The sequence below is a fragment of the Bradyrhizobium ivorense genome (assembly GCF_900696085.1).
GTDB classification, from domain to species: Bacteria; Pseudomonadota; Alphaproteobacteria; order Rhizobiales; family Xanthobacteraceae; genus Bradyrhizobium; species Bradyrhizobium ivorense.
The window spans coordinates 35,397-48,554 of record NZ_CAADFC020000018.1 but is presented as its reverse complement, the minus strand read 5'-3'; the positions used below and the strand labels follow the sequence as shown (position 1 = coordinate 48,554).

Annotated in this window: 16 protein-coding genes; 10 read left to right on the top strand and 6 right to left on the bottom strand. The window is 65.5% G+C overall.

Annotation, left to right across the window (positions count from 1 at the left end):
- Positions 1-9: 9 nt before the first annotated feature.
- Positions 10-780 carry an SDR family NAD(P)-dependent oxidoreductase gene (locus tag CI41S_RS26025; RefSeq protein WP_139862218.1) on the top strand — a complete coding sequence of 257 codons (771 nt, stop codon included), beginning with the start codon at positions 10-12 and terminating at the stop codon, positions 778-780.
- Positions 781-795: 15 nt separating this feature from the next.
- Here CI41S_RS26025 and fabG read toward each other — a convergent pair whose 3' ends face one another.
- Positions 796-1,476: a 3-oxoacyl-ACP reductase FabG gene (fabG, locus tag CI41S_RS26020; protein ID WP_139862217.1), complete on the bottom strand. Its 681-nt coding sequence runs from the start codon at positions 1,474-1,476 to the stop codon at positions 796-798.
- A 121-nt stretch (positions 1,477-1,597) separates the two neighbouring features.
- Between fabG and CI41S_RS26015 the strand changes: the two genes are divergently transcribed.
- Together CI41S_RS26015 and CI41S_RS26010 are read left to right on the top strand one after the other, a co-directional pair.
- The gene (locus tag CI41S_RS26015; protein WP_244626703.1) at positions 1,598-2,299 is read left to right on the top strand and encodes an SGNH/GDSL hydrolase family protein; all 702 of its coding nucleotides are present in this window, start codon (positions 1,598-1,600) and stop codon (positions 2,297-2,299) included.
- A 118-nt stretch (positions 2,300-2,417) separates the two neighbouring features.
- Positions 2,418-2,621, top strand: a complete 204-nt coding sequence (locus CI41S_RS26010) for a hypothetical protein (protein ID WP_139484072.1) — start codon at positions 2,418-2,420, stop codon at positions 2,619-2,621.
- A gap of 9 nt (positions 2,622-2,630) precedes the next feature.
- On the opposite strand, the gene CI41S_RS26005 is transcribed toward CI41S_RS26010, so the two are convergent.
- A complete protein-coding gene (locus tag CI41S_RS26005; RefSeq protein WP_139862216.1) occupies positions 2,631-3,374 on the bottom strand; it encodes a tyrosine-protein phosphatase in 744 nt (247 codons plus the stop codon).
- Between the two features lie 84 nt (positions 3,375-3,458).
- On the opposite strand from CI41S_RS26005, the gene CI41S_RS26000 reads away from it, so the two are divergent.
- The gene (locus CI41S_RS26000) at positions 3,459-3,761 is read left to right on the top strand and encodes an MliC family protein (protein ID WP_139862215.1); all 303 of its coding nucleotides are present in this window, start codon (positions 3,459-3,461) and stop codon (positions 3,759-3,761) included.
- Between the two features lie 90 nt (positions 3,762-3,851).
- On the opposite strand, the gene CI41S_RS25995 is transcribed toward CI41S_RS26000, so the two are convergent.
- A complete protein-coding gene (locus CI41S_RS25995; protein ID WP_139862214.1) occupies positions 3,852-4,052 on the bottom strand; it encodes a DUF2735 domain-containing protein in 201 nt (66 codons plus the stop codon).
- Between the two features lie 540 nt (positions 4,053-4,592).
- Between CI41S_RS25995 and CI41S_RS25990 the strand changes: the two genes are divergently transcribed.
- The 6 genes from CI41S_RS25990 (at position 4,593) to CI41S_RS25965 (ending at position 9,028) form a co-directional block, all read left to right on the top strand.
- Positions 4,593-5,627: a glutamine synthetase beta-grasp domain-containing protein gene (locus tag CI41S_RS25990; RefSeq protein WP_139862213.1), complete on the top strand. Its 1,035-nt coding sequence runs from the start codon at positions 4,593-4,595 to the stop codon at positions 5,625-5,627.
- Positions 5,628-5,814: 187 nt separating this feature from the next.
- Positions 5,815-6,519, top strand: coding sequence for a hypothetical protein (locus tag CI41S_RS25985; protein ID WP_139862212.1), 705 nt, complete (start codon positions 5,815-5,817; stop codon positions 6,517-6,519).
- Complete coding sequence (locus CI41S_RS25980) at positions 6,519-7,205, top strand: substrate-binding domain-containing protein (RefSeq protein ID WP_139862211.1); 687 nt, start codon at positions 6,519-6,521, stop codon at positions 7,203-7,205. The genes CI41S_RS25985 and CI41S_RS25980 overlap by 1 nt, the downstream gene beginning before the upstream one ends.
- A gap of 32 nt (positions 7,206-7,237) precedes the next feature.
- The gene (locus CI41S_RS25975; protein ID WP_139862210.1) at positions 7,238-8,056 is read left to right on the top strand and encodes a tetratricopeptide repeat protein; all 819 of its coding nucleotides are present in this window, start codon (positions 7,238-7,240) and stop codon (positions 8,054-8,056) included.
- A 132-nt stretch (positions 8,057-8,188) separates the two neighbouring features.
- Entirely contained in the window at positions 8,189-8,815 is a 627-nt protein-coding gene (locus CI41S_RS25970; RefSeq protein WP_139862209.1) for an antibiotic biosynthesis monooxygenase family protein, read from the top strand.
- 63 nt (positions 8,816-8,878) lie between these two features.
- The gene (locus tag CI41S_RS25965) at positions 8,879-9,028 is read left to right on the top strand and encodes a hypothetical protein (RefSeq protein WP_016843021.1); all 150 of its coding nucleotides are present in this window, start codon (positions 8,879-8,881) and stop codon (positions 9,026-9,028) included.
- A 160-nt stretch (positions 9,029-9,188) separates the two neighbouring features.
- Here CI41S_RS25965 and CI41S_RS25960 read toward each other — a convergent pair whose 3' ends face one another.
- Genes CI41S_RS25960 through CI41S_RS25950 form a run of 3 tightly spaced genes read right to left on the bottom strand, consistent with a single transcriptional unit; the run spans position 9,189 to position 13,118 of the window.
- Entirely contained in the window at positions 9,189-9,803 is a 615-nt protein-coding gene (locus CI41S_RS25960) for an Isoquinoline 1-oxidoreductase subunit (protein ID WP_139484063.1), read from the bottom strand.
- A gap of 7 nt (positions 9,804-9,810) precedes the next feature.
- On the bottom strand, positions 9,811-10,335 hold the full coding sequence (locus tag CI41S_RS25955) for a (2Fe-2S)-binding protein (protein WP_139484062.1): 525 nt from the start codon (positions 10,333-10,335) through the stop codon (positions 9,811-9,813).
- On the bottom strand, positions 10,332-13,118 hold the full coding sequence (locus tag CI41S_RS25950) for a xanthine dehydrogenase family protein molybdopterin-binding subunit (RefSeq protein ID WP_139862208.1): 2,787 nt from the start codon (positions 13,116-13,118) through the stop codon (positions 10,332-10,334). Before CI41S_RS25950 ends, CI41S_RS25955 begins: the two co-directional genes overlap by 4 nt.
- Positions 13,119-13,158 lie beyond the last annotated feature (40 nt).

Genomic DNA, 13,158 nt, shown 5'->3' with positions numbered 1-13,158 from the left:
GAGTTTCTCATGGCAGGCATTCTGGACGGCAAGGCTGCATTGGTGACGGGCGGCGGCTCGGGCATCGGCCGGGCGACGGCGATTGCGATGGCGCGCGAAGGCGCGCGTGTGGCGGTGTCCGACCTCTCGAAGGACGGCATCGAGGAGACGGTCGCGCTCGTCAACGCCGCCGGCGGCCAGTCGATCGCGATCCAGGGCGATGTCACCGACGAGGCCGCCGTCGCCAACATGGTGGCGCGCACGGTGTCGGCGTTCGGGCGGATCGATTGCGCGTTCAACAACGCCGGAGTGGCCGGGCGCTCCGTCGGACCGCCCGGCCAACGCATTCATGAGCTCACGCAGCCCACCGTGGCAAAAATGTTCTCGGTGAATTTGATGGGCGTGTTCCTGTGCCTGAAGTACGAGATCGCGCAGATGCTCAAGCAGGGCGGCGGCGGCGCGATCGTCAACACGGCCTCGATCGCCGGGCTGATCGGCCTTGCCACCTCGGCTCACTATGTCGCGACCAAGCACGGCGTCGTCGGGCTGACCAAATCAGCGGCGGTCGAATATGCCCAGGACGGCATCCGGGTGAATTGCGTCAATCCCGGCTACATCAAGACGCCCATGACCAAGGAGACGATGGACGAGCGTTACGACGAGATCATGGCCAAGGTGCCCGTACGCCGTTTGGGCGTACCGGAGGAGATCGCGGAGGCCGTGGTCTGGATGTGCTCGGACAAGGCGTCCTTCATGACCGGCGCCTCGCATGTGGTCGACGGCGGCTACACTGCCGCCTGACATGCATCGGCGAAGCTAAACCCGTCCGTTGACCGGCAGCAGGGCGCCGGTGACGGCGCTGGCGGCGTCGGAGGCGAGGAACAGGATGACGTCGGCGAGTTCTTTCGGCGTCACCCATTTGGAGATATCGGCTTTCGGCATCGCCGCACGGTTGGCCGCGGTGTCGATGATCGAGGGCAGCACGGCGTTCACCGTGACCTTGCCCTTCAATTCGGCGGCGAGCGACTCGGTCAGGCGATGCACGCCGGCCTTCGACGCCGCGTAGGGGCCCATGCCGGAGGCGGCCTGCAGCGCGCCCAGCGCGCCGATATTGATGATGCGTCCGGCGCGGGACTTGACCAGATAGGGAATGGCGGCCTGTGATGTGTTCAGCGCGGTCATCACGTTCATGGCGTACATGCGCTGCCAGGTTCTCGGATCGCCATCGGTGACGGCCTCGAACACGAAGCCGCCGGCAATATTGATCAGCGCGTCGAGCCGGCCGAAATGCGCCGCTGCCTTGTCGATCGCCGCCTTGGCCTGCGCCGCGTCGGTGAGATCGACGTTACCGAGCTCGATGCGGTCGGGCGTTGCCGCCGCGGTCGATGCGGTATGGTCGAGGCCGGCGACGCGCGCGCCCCGCGCCAGAGCTTCGTCGGCGACCACCTTGCCGAGCGCGCCGAGGGCGCCGGTGATGACGATGGCTTTTCCGTTCATGGTGGTCTCCGTAACCGCAAATGGCAGGGGACCACTATGATCAGGCGGAATTCATTTGCAACGAGGCGAATTTCGCGCCGTAGTGTGGACGGTCAATCTATGCCCGCAAAGGATGTTGGCGATGTCCGCTCCACGGCCATGCGAAACCCATCTCGACGTTGTCAAATTCCGTTACGGATTGCCGCATCTGGCGCAAGCGCTCAAGCGCGACCGCAGGGTCAAGGTCGTGGCCCTCGGATCATCGTCGACCGCGGGAGCCGATAACATCCTGCCGTTCCCGCCGCGGCTGGAGCTCTTGTGGCGCAGCCAGAAGCAATCGTTTGGCCGGATGATCGACATCATCAACCGCGGCATCGGCGGGCAGGAGGCGCCGGAAGAGTTTTCGCGGATCGAATCCGACGTCATCGCCGAAACGCCTGTCATGGTGATCTGGCAGGTCGGCACCAACGCGGTGTACAAGGACTTAAACTTCGATCAGGTGCAGGCGACACTCGAGGCAGGCCTCGACGTGCTCGGTGGGCTGCCGCTCGATGTCGTGGTGATGGATTCGCAGTACACCGACGCAATCATCGGCAAGGCCGACGTGCTCGAACGCGCCAACCGGTTCATGCCGATGATCGCCAAGGTCACTGCAAGCAGGAACGTGAACCTGTTCAGCCGCTTTGCGCTGATGAAGCGCTGGGTTGACGATGGTATTCTGCTCTCCGATCTCGACGATGGCGCACCGGAGCATCTCCATACGAGCGAGTGGGCGACCGATTGTGTAACCAAGGCGCTGCTCGGTGCGATCAACGATGCGGTCGCGCGGGACGCGATTGCGTGAAGTGACTACGTAAGACTACGGGGTATGGCGTGATCGCTAAAATTCGCGGCAGTTCTGTAAGTCGTTTGCAGAACCCTTTTCGTAGAAGCGGAACCTCGACCAAGCAGGGGGTTTGCGAATGGGAAATCTTCCGGATCACGGTTTACCGCTCGTTCAGCTTAAGGAGCAGCGGCGCGATCTCGTGGTGGCGTTGCAGAACCGCAAAGGGCCGGTGAGCAGCTGGGAATTGATGCAGATCGCGGCGATCCAGCAGGCGATTTCCGCCTTCGAGGACGTCATTGCCGATCTTGATGCCGAGCTCGAGCTCGAGGCTGCGGCGTAATCCAATTGATCAGGCTTGCAGATAGCGGCCTTCAAGCGCCTTGCGCTCGGCCTGTCCGAGCCCGAGGCCGTCATGGAAATAGCCGTCGAGGCTGCCGTAGTCGTCATCGATGGCCTCGAACGCCGCGTCCAGGAACGCGGCCTGCACGGTGCCGAGCACCTGCCTGACGTGGTCGGGAAGCTCGGAGGTCGCGGACGTATCGCGCTTGTAGAACTGGTTGGTGAGCAGATAGTCGTCCGCGATTACCTCGTCGGGCACGCCGAGCGCGTGCAGGATCAGCGCGCAGGCAAAGCCGGTGCGGTCCTTGCCGGCGGTGCAGTGGATCACCAGCGGCGCGCGATCTTCCAGCAGATGGGCAAACAGCGTGCGGTAGCGCTCGGTATTGTCCTGCACATAGCCGCGATAGGAGTCCCGCATCACGTCGACCGCGTCGTCCTTCGACAGCGGCCGGGTCTCGGCGATCGCGCGCAGCGCGGCGACGACCGTCGGCTCGACCGGGAGCGAATGCACGGTGACGTCGGTCATGCCGCACAGCGCCTCGGCGCGCTCGGCGACACCGCGGAAATCGAACGCGCTTCTGACCCCGAGCCCGCGCACGACCGCGATGTCCTGCTCGGTGAGGTGGGCCAGATGGTTGGAGCGGAAGATCTGCCGCCACCGCACGGTCCGGCCGTCATGCGTCACGTATCCCCCCAGGTCGCGAAAATTGCTGGCACCGGAGAGATTGAGATGACGCGCGAGGGTTTTGGACATCGGGCAGACCTGTTGCTGTGGATGCTGTCTTGACGCAGGAGTCTCGTGCAGACAGGTCTATAATGGGCGCGTGAGGGGGAGAATATGACTTATCGCGGGATCGCCATTGTTGCCGGCGCAATTCTTGTCGCCGGTTCCTCGGCTGCGTCGGCGCAGTCCACGTTCCGGAATTATCGCTGCGCCGACGGCACGCAGTTCGTCGCGCTGCTGGGGGCGGATTCGCGCGCGCATCTGCAACTCGACGGCAAGGCGGTGGCGCTGCGGAAGCGGCTGTCGCTGACGGGGACGCGCTATAGCGGGAGCGGGGTTACCCTCGATATCACCCGGACCGGTCAGGCCCGGCTGAAGCACGGCAAGCAGCCGGTCACGGCCTGCGACCTGACATGAAAAAAGGGCCGAAACGCTGCGTTCCGACCCTTCCTTACCGTTCTGACGCTGTTTGATGTCGCCGCGTCGCGCGACTTGGTTGCCGCGGCATCAGTGGTCGCGGCCCGGCTTGGCGTCGTCGATCGCGGCCTGATGATACCAGCTCTCGCTGCAGATGCTGGTTTCGACCTGCGCCGCCAGCTCGAGCGCCGAGCGCGCCTCGCCGTAACGACGTCCCCCGAGAGCCGCGCGGCCCCCGGCCGGGAATTGATAGATCTTGGCAGATCCCTGGTTTTGGCCCGTGGTGATCATCTGAAAGTCTCCTTGGCCGGAATGCGAGCCTCCATGCTGCGCCCGACTCCTTCGCGTGTGGTTACCGAGTTCTGATATTGGCCGGGGCTGGACTGGGTGCAAATGACTACGAAGCGGGCAGCTATTGTCCATTCTTTGGGCAAATCTCGGTTTGCATCCTGCGAGGCAGGATGCAGCTGACCAACGCTTGAGCGGGGGTGATGGTTGCCGGTGACGGCTCGGCGGGACCCAAACTGTCACATGGCGCTGCCGCAGCTTTAATCGGCGAGGGCGCTAGCGGCCGGATTTGCTGGAGAATCGGGCGGCGGGCGGCTCAGTAAGCGGATTCTGGCTGGCGCCGACGCATGCCAGCCGCGCGCCTTTGTCGCAGCAAAAAGTTCAAAAGCAGCTGTGGACATTCCGGCCGACCTGCGTCCCGCAGCGCAGCGGCTGGCATTCAAATTGCTTAATAGGAACCGGCCGATGGTGGCCGGGTACGTGCGGCGACCGACTGGCTTTCGGTTTCCTCGCGGTTTTTTGCATCATCAACAGAGAGGCTCAATGACCAAGTACAAGCTCGAGTATATCTGGCTCGACGGATATACGCCGACGCCGAACCTGCGCGGCAAGACGCAGATCAAGGAATTCGCGTCGTTCCCGACCCTCGAACAGCTTCCGCTGTGGGGCTTTGACGGTTCGTCCACCCAGCAGGCTGAAGGCCACAGCTCTGACTGCGTGCTGAAGCCGGTCGCATGCTATCCCGACGCCGCGCGCGAGAACGGCGTGCTGGTGATGTGCGAAGTCATGATGCCCGATGGCAAGACGCCGCATTCGTCCAACAAGCGCGCCACCATCCTGGATGACGACGGCGCCTGGTTCGGCTTCGAGCAGGAATACTTCTTCTACAAGGACGGCCGTCCGCTCGGCTTCCCGGGTGAGGGTTATCCGGCTCCGCAGGGCCCGTACTACACCGGCGTCGGTTACAAGAACGTCGGCAGCGTCGCCCGCAAGATCGTGGAAGAGCACCTCAACCTCTGCCTCGCCGCCGGCATCAACCACGAAGGCATCAATGCCGAAGTGGCCAAGGGCCAGTGGGAATTCCAGATCTTCGGCAAGGGCTCCAAGACCGCGGCCGACCAGATGTGGATGGCTCGCTATCTGATGCTGCGCCTCACCGAGAGCTATGGCATCGACATCGAATTCCACTGCAAGCCGCTCGGCGATACCGACTGGAACGGCTCGGGCATGCACGCCAACTTCTCGACCAAGTACATGCGCGAAGTCGGCGGCAAGGAATATTTCGAGAAGCTGATGGCGGCCTTCGAGAAGAACCTCATGGACCACATCGCCGTCTACGGCCCGGACAATGACAAGCGTCTGACCGGCAAGCACGAGACCGCGCCGTGGAACAAGTTCAGCTACGGTCTGGCCGATCGCGGCGCCTCGATCCGCGTGCCGCACTCGTTCATGAACAACGGCTACAAGGGCTATCTGGAAGACCGCCGTCCGAACTCGCAAGGCGACCCCTACCAGATCGCCTCGCAGATCCTGAAGACCATCGCCGAGGTCCCGACCGGCGCGAAGGCCGCGGCCTAAGCCATCACCGGATGCCCTGACGGGCGTCCGCTCACGCAAAACGGGTCCGCCAGGGCAGCACGCCTTGGCGGACCCTTGCATTTTCATGACGGCGTTGGCCGGTGCCGGCGCACCGAAAGCGGTTTCGCCGCGTTATGAACCGCGCTAGACAACGGTGGTATCTTTGGCTGCCGCGGGGACACGGCGCTTGTTTGAGGGATTTTACAAGGTCCGGTTCGAACTGGGCGGCAATGTCGGCCGCAGCGTGATGTATGTCGGCAACGGCAAGATGCTCGGCGGCAACTCCGCCTTTGCCCATATCGGCAGCTATGAGATCGAGGGCGACGAGGTCGCGGCCGAGATCAAGACCGTCCGTCACAACCCCGATCCGAACTACCGCGCGATGGCCGGCACCGATGACGCGACCCTGATTGCGAAGGGACGGCCGGACGGCGCGCTGCTGCGCTTCAAGGGCGAGCTGAAGGAATTGCCCGGCGTGCCGTTCCAGTCGGTGATGACGCCGATCACCGAAGACGAGATTCCGGCCGTCCGCGGCGTCGGCGAGGGCGGCATCGTCGACGGGCTGTACTCGATCCACATCCGCATGCTCGACGGGGTCGACGGCGGCCTGACCGGCGTGATGCTGCTCAACAACGGCCGCATCCTCGGCGGCGATGCGTTCTTCTACTATCTCGGCAGCTACACCTCGGCGAACGGCCGCTGGAAGGGGCAGATCCTGAACCAGGAGCACACCTCGGCGGTGGGCGAGAACCCGATCTTCGGCGGCCACGAGGTCGGCATCGGTTTTGCCGGCACTTACGACGAAGAGGGAGCCGTGCTCGACGCCACCGCGTTTGCCGGCAAGCGCAGCCTCCGCCTCACTGCGGTGCTCAAGCTGATGCGGCGAGCGTAATGGGCAATTCGGTGCGCGTGCTCTCGACATTGGCGCTGAAGGGCGCGGTCGCGCGGCTGGCCGCGGCCTATCACGCCGCGAGTGGCGTCCGGATCGATGCGGATTTCGCGCCGACGCTGGCGCTGCTCGAGCGCCTGCGCGGCGGCGAGGCGCCCGATCTCGTGATCCTGACCCGCGAGGGGCTGGACGAGATGATCCGCGAAGGCCGCGTTGCTCCTGAGAGTGCGGCTGATCTCGCGCGCTCCTATGTCGGTCTTGCCGTGAAGGCGGGGGCGGCGCATCCTGATATCGCGACCGAGGCTGCGCTGCGCGCGACACTGCTTGGTGCGCGCGCAGTCGCCTATTCGCGGCTCGGCGCCAGCGGCATCCTGTTCGCGCAGCTGATCGAACGGCTCGGGATTGCGGCCGCGATCAACGCCCGCGCGGTGATCATTCCGCAGGGCTTTACCGCAGAAAGGCTCGTCAGCGGCGAGGCCGATCTTGCGGTCCAGCAGATCAGCGAGCTGAAGCAGGTCGACGGCATCGAGGTGATCGGTCCCGTTCCGCTGGAATTGCAGACGCCGGCGGTGTTTTCCGCCGGCCGGATGACGCGTTCGCAAAGCGCCGATGCCGCCGATGATCTGCTGCGCTATCTGTCGTCGCCAGCGGTCGCGCCGGTATTGCGCGAGACCGGGCTCGAGCCTTGAATTTGCCCGCAGCACGACGCAACCTGCCGCCCATGTTCAGACCCCTTCATGTCATCATCGTTGCCGCGGCACTGGCCGCGCCGGCGCTTGCGCACGCGCAATCGGCCGACCTCGTCTTGTGCGATCGCGTTGCGGCCGATCCCTCCGATCCCGACCGGCCGGCCGACGTGAAGGGCGTCGCCGAGATCGCGGCGTCGGATATCGCGACCGCGATCAAATACTGCGCGGTCGCCGCAAAATCGTCGCGCCGTGCGATGTACCAGCTCGGCCGCGCCTATGCCGCGAACAAGCAGACCGCGGAGGCGGTCGCCGCCTGGCGCAAGGCGGCCGACAAGGGCTCAACTTCGGCGATGGTCGAGCTCGGCGTGCTCTACGGCACCGGCAGCGGCGTGGCGAAGGACGAGGCGCAGGCGCGAAAACTGCTGGAGCGCGCGGCGCAGGCCGGCAATCCGCGCGGCGTCAGCAATCTGGCGGCGCTCGGCGGCAGCACAGCGGCCGATCCGGCGCGCTCGCGCGACCTGCTCGCCAAGGCCGCGGAGACCAACGCCGAGGCGCAATATCAGCTCGGCATGATGTTGGCGGAAGGCAAGGGCGGTGCGCAGGACGATGTCGCCGCACGGGCGCTGTTCGAAAAGGCCGCGGCGCAAAACCATCCCGCCGCGCTGGAGCGGATGGGCGCCTTCGCGCAGGCCGGCCGCGGCGGGCCGAAGGACAGCGATGCCGCCAAGGCCTACTACGAGCGCGCCGCGGCGCTCGGCGACGAGGACGCCAAGAAGGCGCTGGAGCGCGCCCGCTGTCCCTATGTCATCAAGGACAAGCGCGGCAACCCGGTGACCAATCTCTGCTTCTAGAGTTCCGGAACTGCCGGCGAGCATGGCTCCCTGAACTGGAAGAAACTGGCCCTTTCTTTCGCGACACTCCGGTTCTAGCTTCGACCTTTCACGCCAAGCGCAAGCGACGGTCGCAACATCGGGGCAACCTTGATGATCTCCCAGTTCTTCGAAGTCGAGATAAAGGACGGCCACATCGACCGCTACATGAGCCTTGCGGCCTCGCTGAAGCCGGCGCTGGACGCCATGGGCGGCTGCCTCTTCATCGAGCGCTTCCGGAGCCTGACCCGCAAGAACCTGCTGCTGTCCTATCAAATCTGGCAGGACGAGGGATCCATGACCGCGTGGCGCGTCGATGAGGGCCATCATGCGGTGCAGACGATCGGTCGCGAGAAAGTCTTCTCCGACTATCGCATCCGGATCGCCCAGGTGATCCATGAAGCAAGGCCGGGCGGCCCGATCTGGCAACCCGAACGGCGCACACCCTACAACGACCCCACGAGGCGTCCGGCTACATACGTCGTTGCATCGGAGTCGACGAATCCCGATCTGCCGGTCGGCACGCAATGGCGTCGCGATTCCTTCGCGAGCATGTATCGCGACGGCCGTTTCGCGCATCTCGTCGACGTGCCGGATGTTCAATCCGGTCTGGACTTCGGTGCCAAGCTGTTCGCCGATCCGACGACCGAATATTTTCGCGTTTTCGAGGTCATGCGCGACTACGGAATGTACGATCGCCGCGAGGCGCCGCAATATTATCCGCCGGCGCGTCGCGCCTAGCCGAGAGGAACGCTCGCCGCGGCACGCCGTTGACCTCGCGAAAGGCACTGGCGAGGCGATGTCATGATCCGCAAGCTGCGTTCCGGCGAGTATCGGCTGTATTCCCGCAAGGTCAATCCGAAGACCGGCAAGCGCCGCAATCTCGGAACCTTCAAATCGCGCGCGGCGGCCGAGAAGCACGAGCGCGACGTGCAGTATTTCAAGCGGCATTAGGGCCGCTTGCAGGCCGTCGCAGGGGGCGCTACCAAAATGCCGAAAAACAACCCCATGCAAAGTAGCCGGCGCGGCGCGCCAACCAAGCCGCTTGACACGTCGGGCAACTCAGGGGTATTCTTCCAATATTCCGAAATGTGCAAAACCTGAGCGGCCGCGCTTACGGTGCAGGGCAGGCCGCGCCGGTCTTGACCCAGGCCTCGACCAGCGCGCCGGCTTGGTCCTGAGTGCCGGGCGCGGGGGCGCGGCCGAAGCCGGGATGCCAGGCCCAGCCCACCAGCGTGTCCTTGCCGATATGCTCGATCAGAGACTCGACCTTGCGGCCGCCATTGCGCGCCGGGTCCTTGATCTGCTCGCAGATCTCGCCGATCGACTTGCCGCCCCACGCCATCTCGCGCGGCGCCAGATGCCATTCCGGATGGCCGGGGACGCGGCCGGGTTCGAAATTGCCGTGTTGGTGGCAGGTCGCGCAGCGCATCGCCTCGATGCCGTGACCATCGGCGCCGCGCGTCACCGGCGGCTGGTGGATGCGGCTGACATCGCCCTGCCGCGGGCTGTCGCCGGCGGGATGGCAGTTGGTGCAGCGCGGATGCGTCAGCACCCTGCCGAGCTCGGTGAAGATCGCCGCCGATCGCTTCTCGACGTTCTCGATCGACGCAAAGCTGTCCGGCGAGGCGAGGGCGTGGCTTGCGGCCTGCGACGCCGCGTAGCCCGCGCACAGGCTGGTCATGAGCGCCGTCGCCGCCGCGATGATCCGAAACCTGGTCTCCGTCATCGCACGCTCATTTGTTGGCGATCAAATAGCGCTGGGCGTCGGCGAGGATCACGTCGCGCACCGCTTCGTGGTACTTGATGTAGCCGGTGCAGCGGCAGAGATGGCCGTCGAGCGCATCGGCGATGGTCTGCTCGAGCTCGTCGCGCGGCACCGGCGTGCGCGCCAGACGTTCGAGCAGCACCTGCCCCTCGTTGAGAAACCCCGCCGTGCAGTAGCCGCACTGGAAGGCGAAGTGGGCGATGAAGGCTTTTTGCAAGGTGGAGAGCTCGCCGTCCTTGGCGTGTCCCTCGACGGTGCGGATCGTCTTGTCGTGAAAGGTCACGGCGGAGACGATGCAGGTCGGGCTGGTGTAGCTGGTGCCGTCGGGGTTATCGACGATGATGGCGCAGCTCAGGCACTGCGCGGCGCCGCAGCCGAACTTGGTGCCGGTCATGCCGAGCATCTCGCGCAGGAAATCGTTCATGGTGAGGTCGTCGCGGACCTCGAACGGCCCGTGCTTGCGGCCGTTGATGGTCAGGCTGAGCGTCGTCACGTCAGCGCTCCCTTGAGCAGGCTTGAGGTCACCGGCAGCGAGCGGAATCGGTGGCCGGTAGCGTCATAGATGGCGTTGAGCAGCGCCGGCACGATCGGGATCATCACCACCTCGGCCATGCCCTTGGGCGGCTCGTCCGGCGTCAGCGGCGGCAGCATCTCGATCTCGAGATCGCGCAGCGGCAGGTCGGAGCCGCGCGCGACCAGATACTGGCCGAGATTCCATTGCCCGTTGCCGGGGCCGCCCTCGTACGGCGGCAGCGTTTCCAGCAGCGCGTAACCGACGCCCATGGCAAAGCCGCCATGCGACTGGCCCAGCACCACCTCGGGCACCAGCGCCTGGCCGCATTCGAACACGCTGTAGGCCTTTGCGATGCGCAACGTTCCGCTGGCGCGCTCGATTTCGACGCGGACCAGCGTGCCGCACATCGAGGTATAGGCGGTGCCGATCCGGTTGTTGTCGGTCGGCGGAAACTTGACGCTGACCCGGTCGATCCGTTCGAACGCGCTGCGGCCGCGACGGATCGCCAGCGCGTCGATCTCGGCGCGGTACTGCTCGCCGAACAGCGGGAAGCGCGCCCGCGACCAGGCCCAGCGTGAAAAACTATGCGCGATCGCGCCGGTGACGAGGTTGCGGGCATGCGCGGTCGCGGCGAGTTTTGCCAGCGGCAGCGGGGCGAGATCGTCGAGTGTGAGCTGGCCGTCCTTCCAGCGCGCCTTGTCCCATTGCTTGGCACGAGGATCAGTCTTTGGCATGCGCCACAGTTCGAGCGCCGCGGGCCACAGGCCGAAGCGGTAGATGATGCGGGCCGCCTCGGCCGACGAATGGGTGCCGACATGGGCGCCGATCGAGGCGCTGGTCGGCGAACTGATCGCGGGCACCCAGCGCGGATTCTTCTCGGCGAGATCCTGGGTCTTCTGGTCCATCGTGTAGGGATCGCCCGAGCTGACCAGCCCAAGCGCGTCGTAGCTGTCGACGCGGGAGACCGCGACCTCGTCGGCGATGGCGCCGAGATGGCCGGCGACGCGGTTGGCGAGCGCGGTGCCGATGCCGTTGCCCATCTCGACGTGATCGCAATAGATCGCGATCCGTCCCTCGGGACCGAGCTCGACCCGGCCGAGCGAGCAATCCGCGCCCGCGCCGTAATCCTTGGTGACGCAGGCGACCCCGGTGCCGATCAGCCGCTCGGCGGATGCGCTCTGCTTGAATTTGGCCCGCTGCTGCCAGATCGGGTGCTGCTCGAGCTTGTCGAGGATTTCCGGCGTGCGCACCGACACGATGTAGGGATTGCCGGTCATGGTCCGGCCGTTCTGCTTCAGCGCGTTGTTGCGGCGGAACGCGATCGGATCGGCCTTGAGCTCATCGCATGCTTCGTCGATCAGCACTTCGAGCGCGGTCATGGTCTGCAGCGTGCCGTAGCCGCGCATCGAGCCGGCGGTGACGCCGCGCGAATGCAAGGCAACCGTGGTGACGTCGACCTTCGGGACGTCGTAGATGCCGATCGCGGCGGTGGCGCCGACGGTCGCGACATTGGCGGAGAAATTGGCGAGCCCGCCTCCGTCGAGCACATGGTCGGCGGCAAACGCGGTGATCTTGCCGCTCTTGCGATCGATCCCGATCCGCGAGCGCATCTTGAACGGGTGGCGCTTGATGCCGGCCTGGAACTGCTGGTAGCGGTCGTGCGCCAGCCGCACCGGCTTCCCCGGCAAGAACATCGCGCTCAGCGCGACATAGAGGATGAACGGGGTATGGTCGCGGCCGCCAAAGCCGCCGCCGACATGGGCGAACTGCGCGTTGATGTGCGTGGGCCTGAACGGCGCGCGCGCCTTGCCGAGCAGATGCGCGATCGACTCGATCGCCTCATAGGGCGACTGCACGCCGAGCACCAGCTCGAGATTGCCGCTTTTGCCGTCGTACCAGGCGAGCCCGCTTTCCGGCTCGAGGAACATCGGATCGACCGATTGGGTCTCGAACTCGCGGTCGAGCACCAGCTGCGACGGATCGTCTTTGCTGAGCTGAGCCCGGATCTGTTCGCCATAGGTGGCCGCCTTGGCGTAGTCGGGCTTGGTGTCCTTGGCGAGCGGCAGCCAGACCGGCAGCGGCGCGTTCTGGATCCGGCTCGGCGACACCCAGCCGGCCATGACAGGGGAATAGACATCGGGTGCGTCGGGGGTGGCGCCGGCGACGCGGGTGAAGCGGTAGGCCCCGTAATTCGGCAGGGTGACCGGGCCGGTCTCGTCGCCGATCTTGACGAAGGTGCCGTCGCGCAGCGCGAAGCGCGCCCGGTCAAAGGCGTCGAAGGTCTCGAAGATCAAGAGCGCGACCGGCTGGCCGAGATAGATCGGGGTCTTGCCGATCGGGCAGAACAGGTCGCCGGTGTAGAACTCCGGCACCCGCGTGCCGATCCGGTCGAGATCATCGGCGGTCACGACCACCGACGGCTTCGCCGCGCCGTCGAGCCGGGCGAGGTCCATGCCGGCATAGACATGCGTCGCGTCGTTGGCGCGCACCAGGATGGCGTGCGAGGTGGTCGCCGGCCAGCCCGGCATGTCGGCGGCGCGGAAGTCGGAGGCGTAGAGCTTTGCGCCGGTGACTTTTGCTACGCCGTCGACGCGGCCGGCGCCGGCCGCGGCCGGATTGAACTGGCCGCGCCCGGGCAGCGTCTCCCGGGTCGCGAACGCCGGCGCCTTGGCCAACTCCTTGGCAATGGCGAGCTGCGACAGGCTGACCGAGATGCCGCCCGCCGACAACCACTTCACGAATTCGCGTCGCGAAGGCCGCATGCCCAGATCCCTCATCAACGCTCTCAGTCGCATGTCGCGC

What these genes read in the sequence shown, in the direction of transcription:
- CI41S_RS26005 (WP_139862216.1), bottom strand. Translation starts at nt 3,374, where the DNA reads ATGTCCAAAACCCTCGCGCGTCATCTCAATCTCTCCGGTGCCAGCAAT.
- CI41S_RS25980 (WP_139862211.1), top strand. Translation starts at nt 6,519, where the DNA reads ATGGGCAATTCGGTGCGCGTGCTCTCGACATTGGCGCTGAAGGGCGCG.
- CI41S_RS25950 (WP_139862208.1), bottom strand. Translation starts at nt 13,118, where the DNA reads ATGCGGCCTTCGCGACGCGAATTCGTGAAGTGGTTGTCGGCGGGCGGC.
- CI41S_RS26015 (WP_244626703.1), top strand. Translation starts at nt 1,598, where the DNA reads ATGTCCGCTCCACGGCCATGCGAAACCCATCTCGACGTTGTCAAATTC.
- CI41S_RS25965 (WP_016843021.1), top strand. Translation starts at nt 8,879, where the DNA reads ATGATCCGCAAGCTGCGTTCCGGCGAGTATCGGCTGTATTCCCGCAAG.
- CI41S_RS25960 (WP_139484063.1), bottom strand. Translation starts at nt 9,803, where the DNA reads ATGACGGAGACCAGGTTTCGGATCATCGCGGCGGCGACGGCGCTCATG.
- CI41S_RS26010 (WP_139484072.1), top strand. Translation starts at nt 2,418, where the DNA reads ATGGGAAATCTTCCGGATCACGGTTTACCGCTCGTTCAGCTTAAGGAG.
- CI41S_RS26025 (WP_139862218.1), top strand. Translation starts at nt 10, where the DNA reads ATGGCAGGCATTCTGGACGGCAAGGCTGCATTGGTGACGGGCGGCGGC.
- CI41S_RS25990 (WP_139862213.1), top strand. Translation starts at nt 4,593, where the DNA reads ATGACCAAGTACAAGCTCGAGTATATCTGGCTCGACGGATATACGCCG.
- CI41S_RS25975 (WP_139862210.1), top strand. Translation starts at nt 7,238, where the DNA reads ATGTTCAGACCCCTTCATGTCATCATCGTTGCCGCGGCACTGGCCGCG.
- fabG (WP_139862217.1), bottom strand. Translation starts at nt 1,476, where the DNA reads ATGAACGGAAAAGCCATCGTCATCACCGGCGCCCTCGGCGCGCTCGGC.
- CI41S_RS25995 (WP_139862214.1), bottom strand. Translation starts at nt 4,052, where the DNA reads ATGATCACCACGGGCCAAAACCAGGGATCTGCCAAGATCTATCAATTC.
- CI41S_RS26000 (WP_139862215.1), top strand. Translation starts at nt 3,459, where the DNA reads ATGACTTATCGCGGGATCGCCATTGTTGCCGGCGCAATTCTTGTCGCC.
- CI41S_RS25970 (WP_139862209.1), top strand. Translation starts at nt 8,189, where the DNA reads ATGATCTCCCAGTTCTTCGAAGTCGAGATAAAGGACGGCCACATCGAC.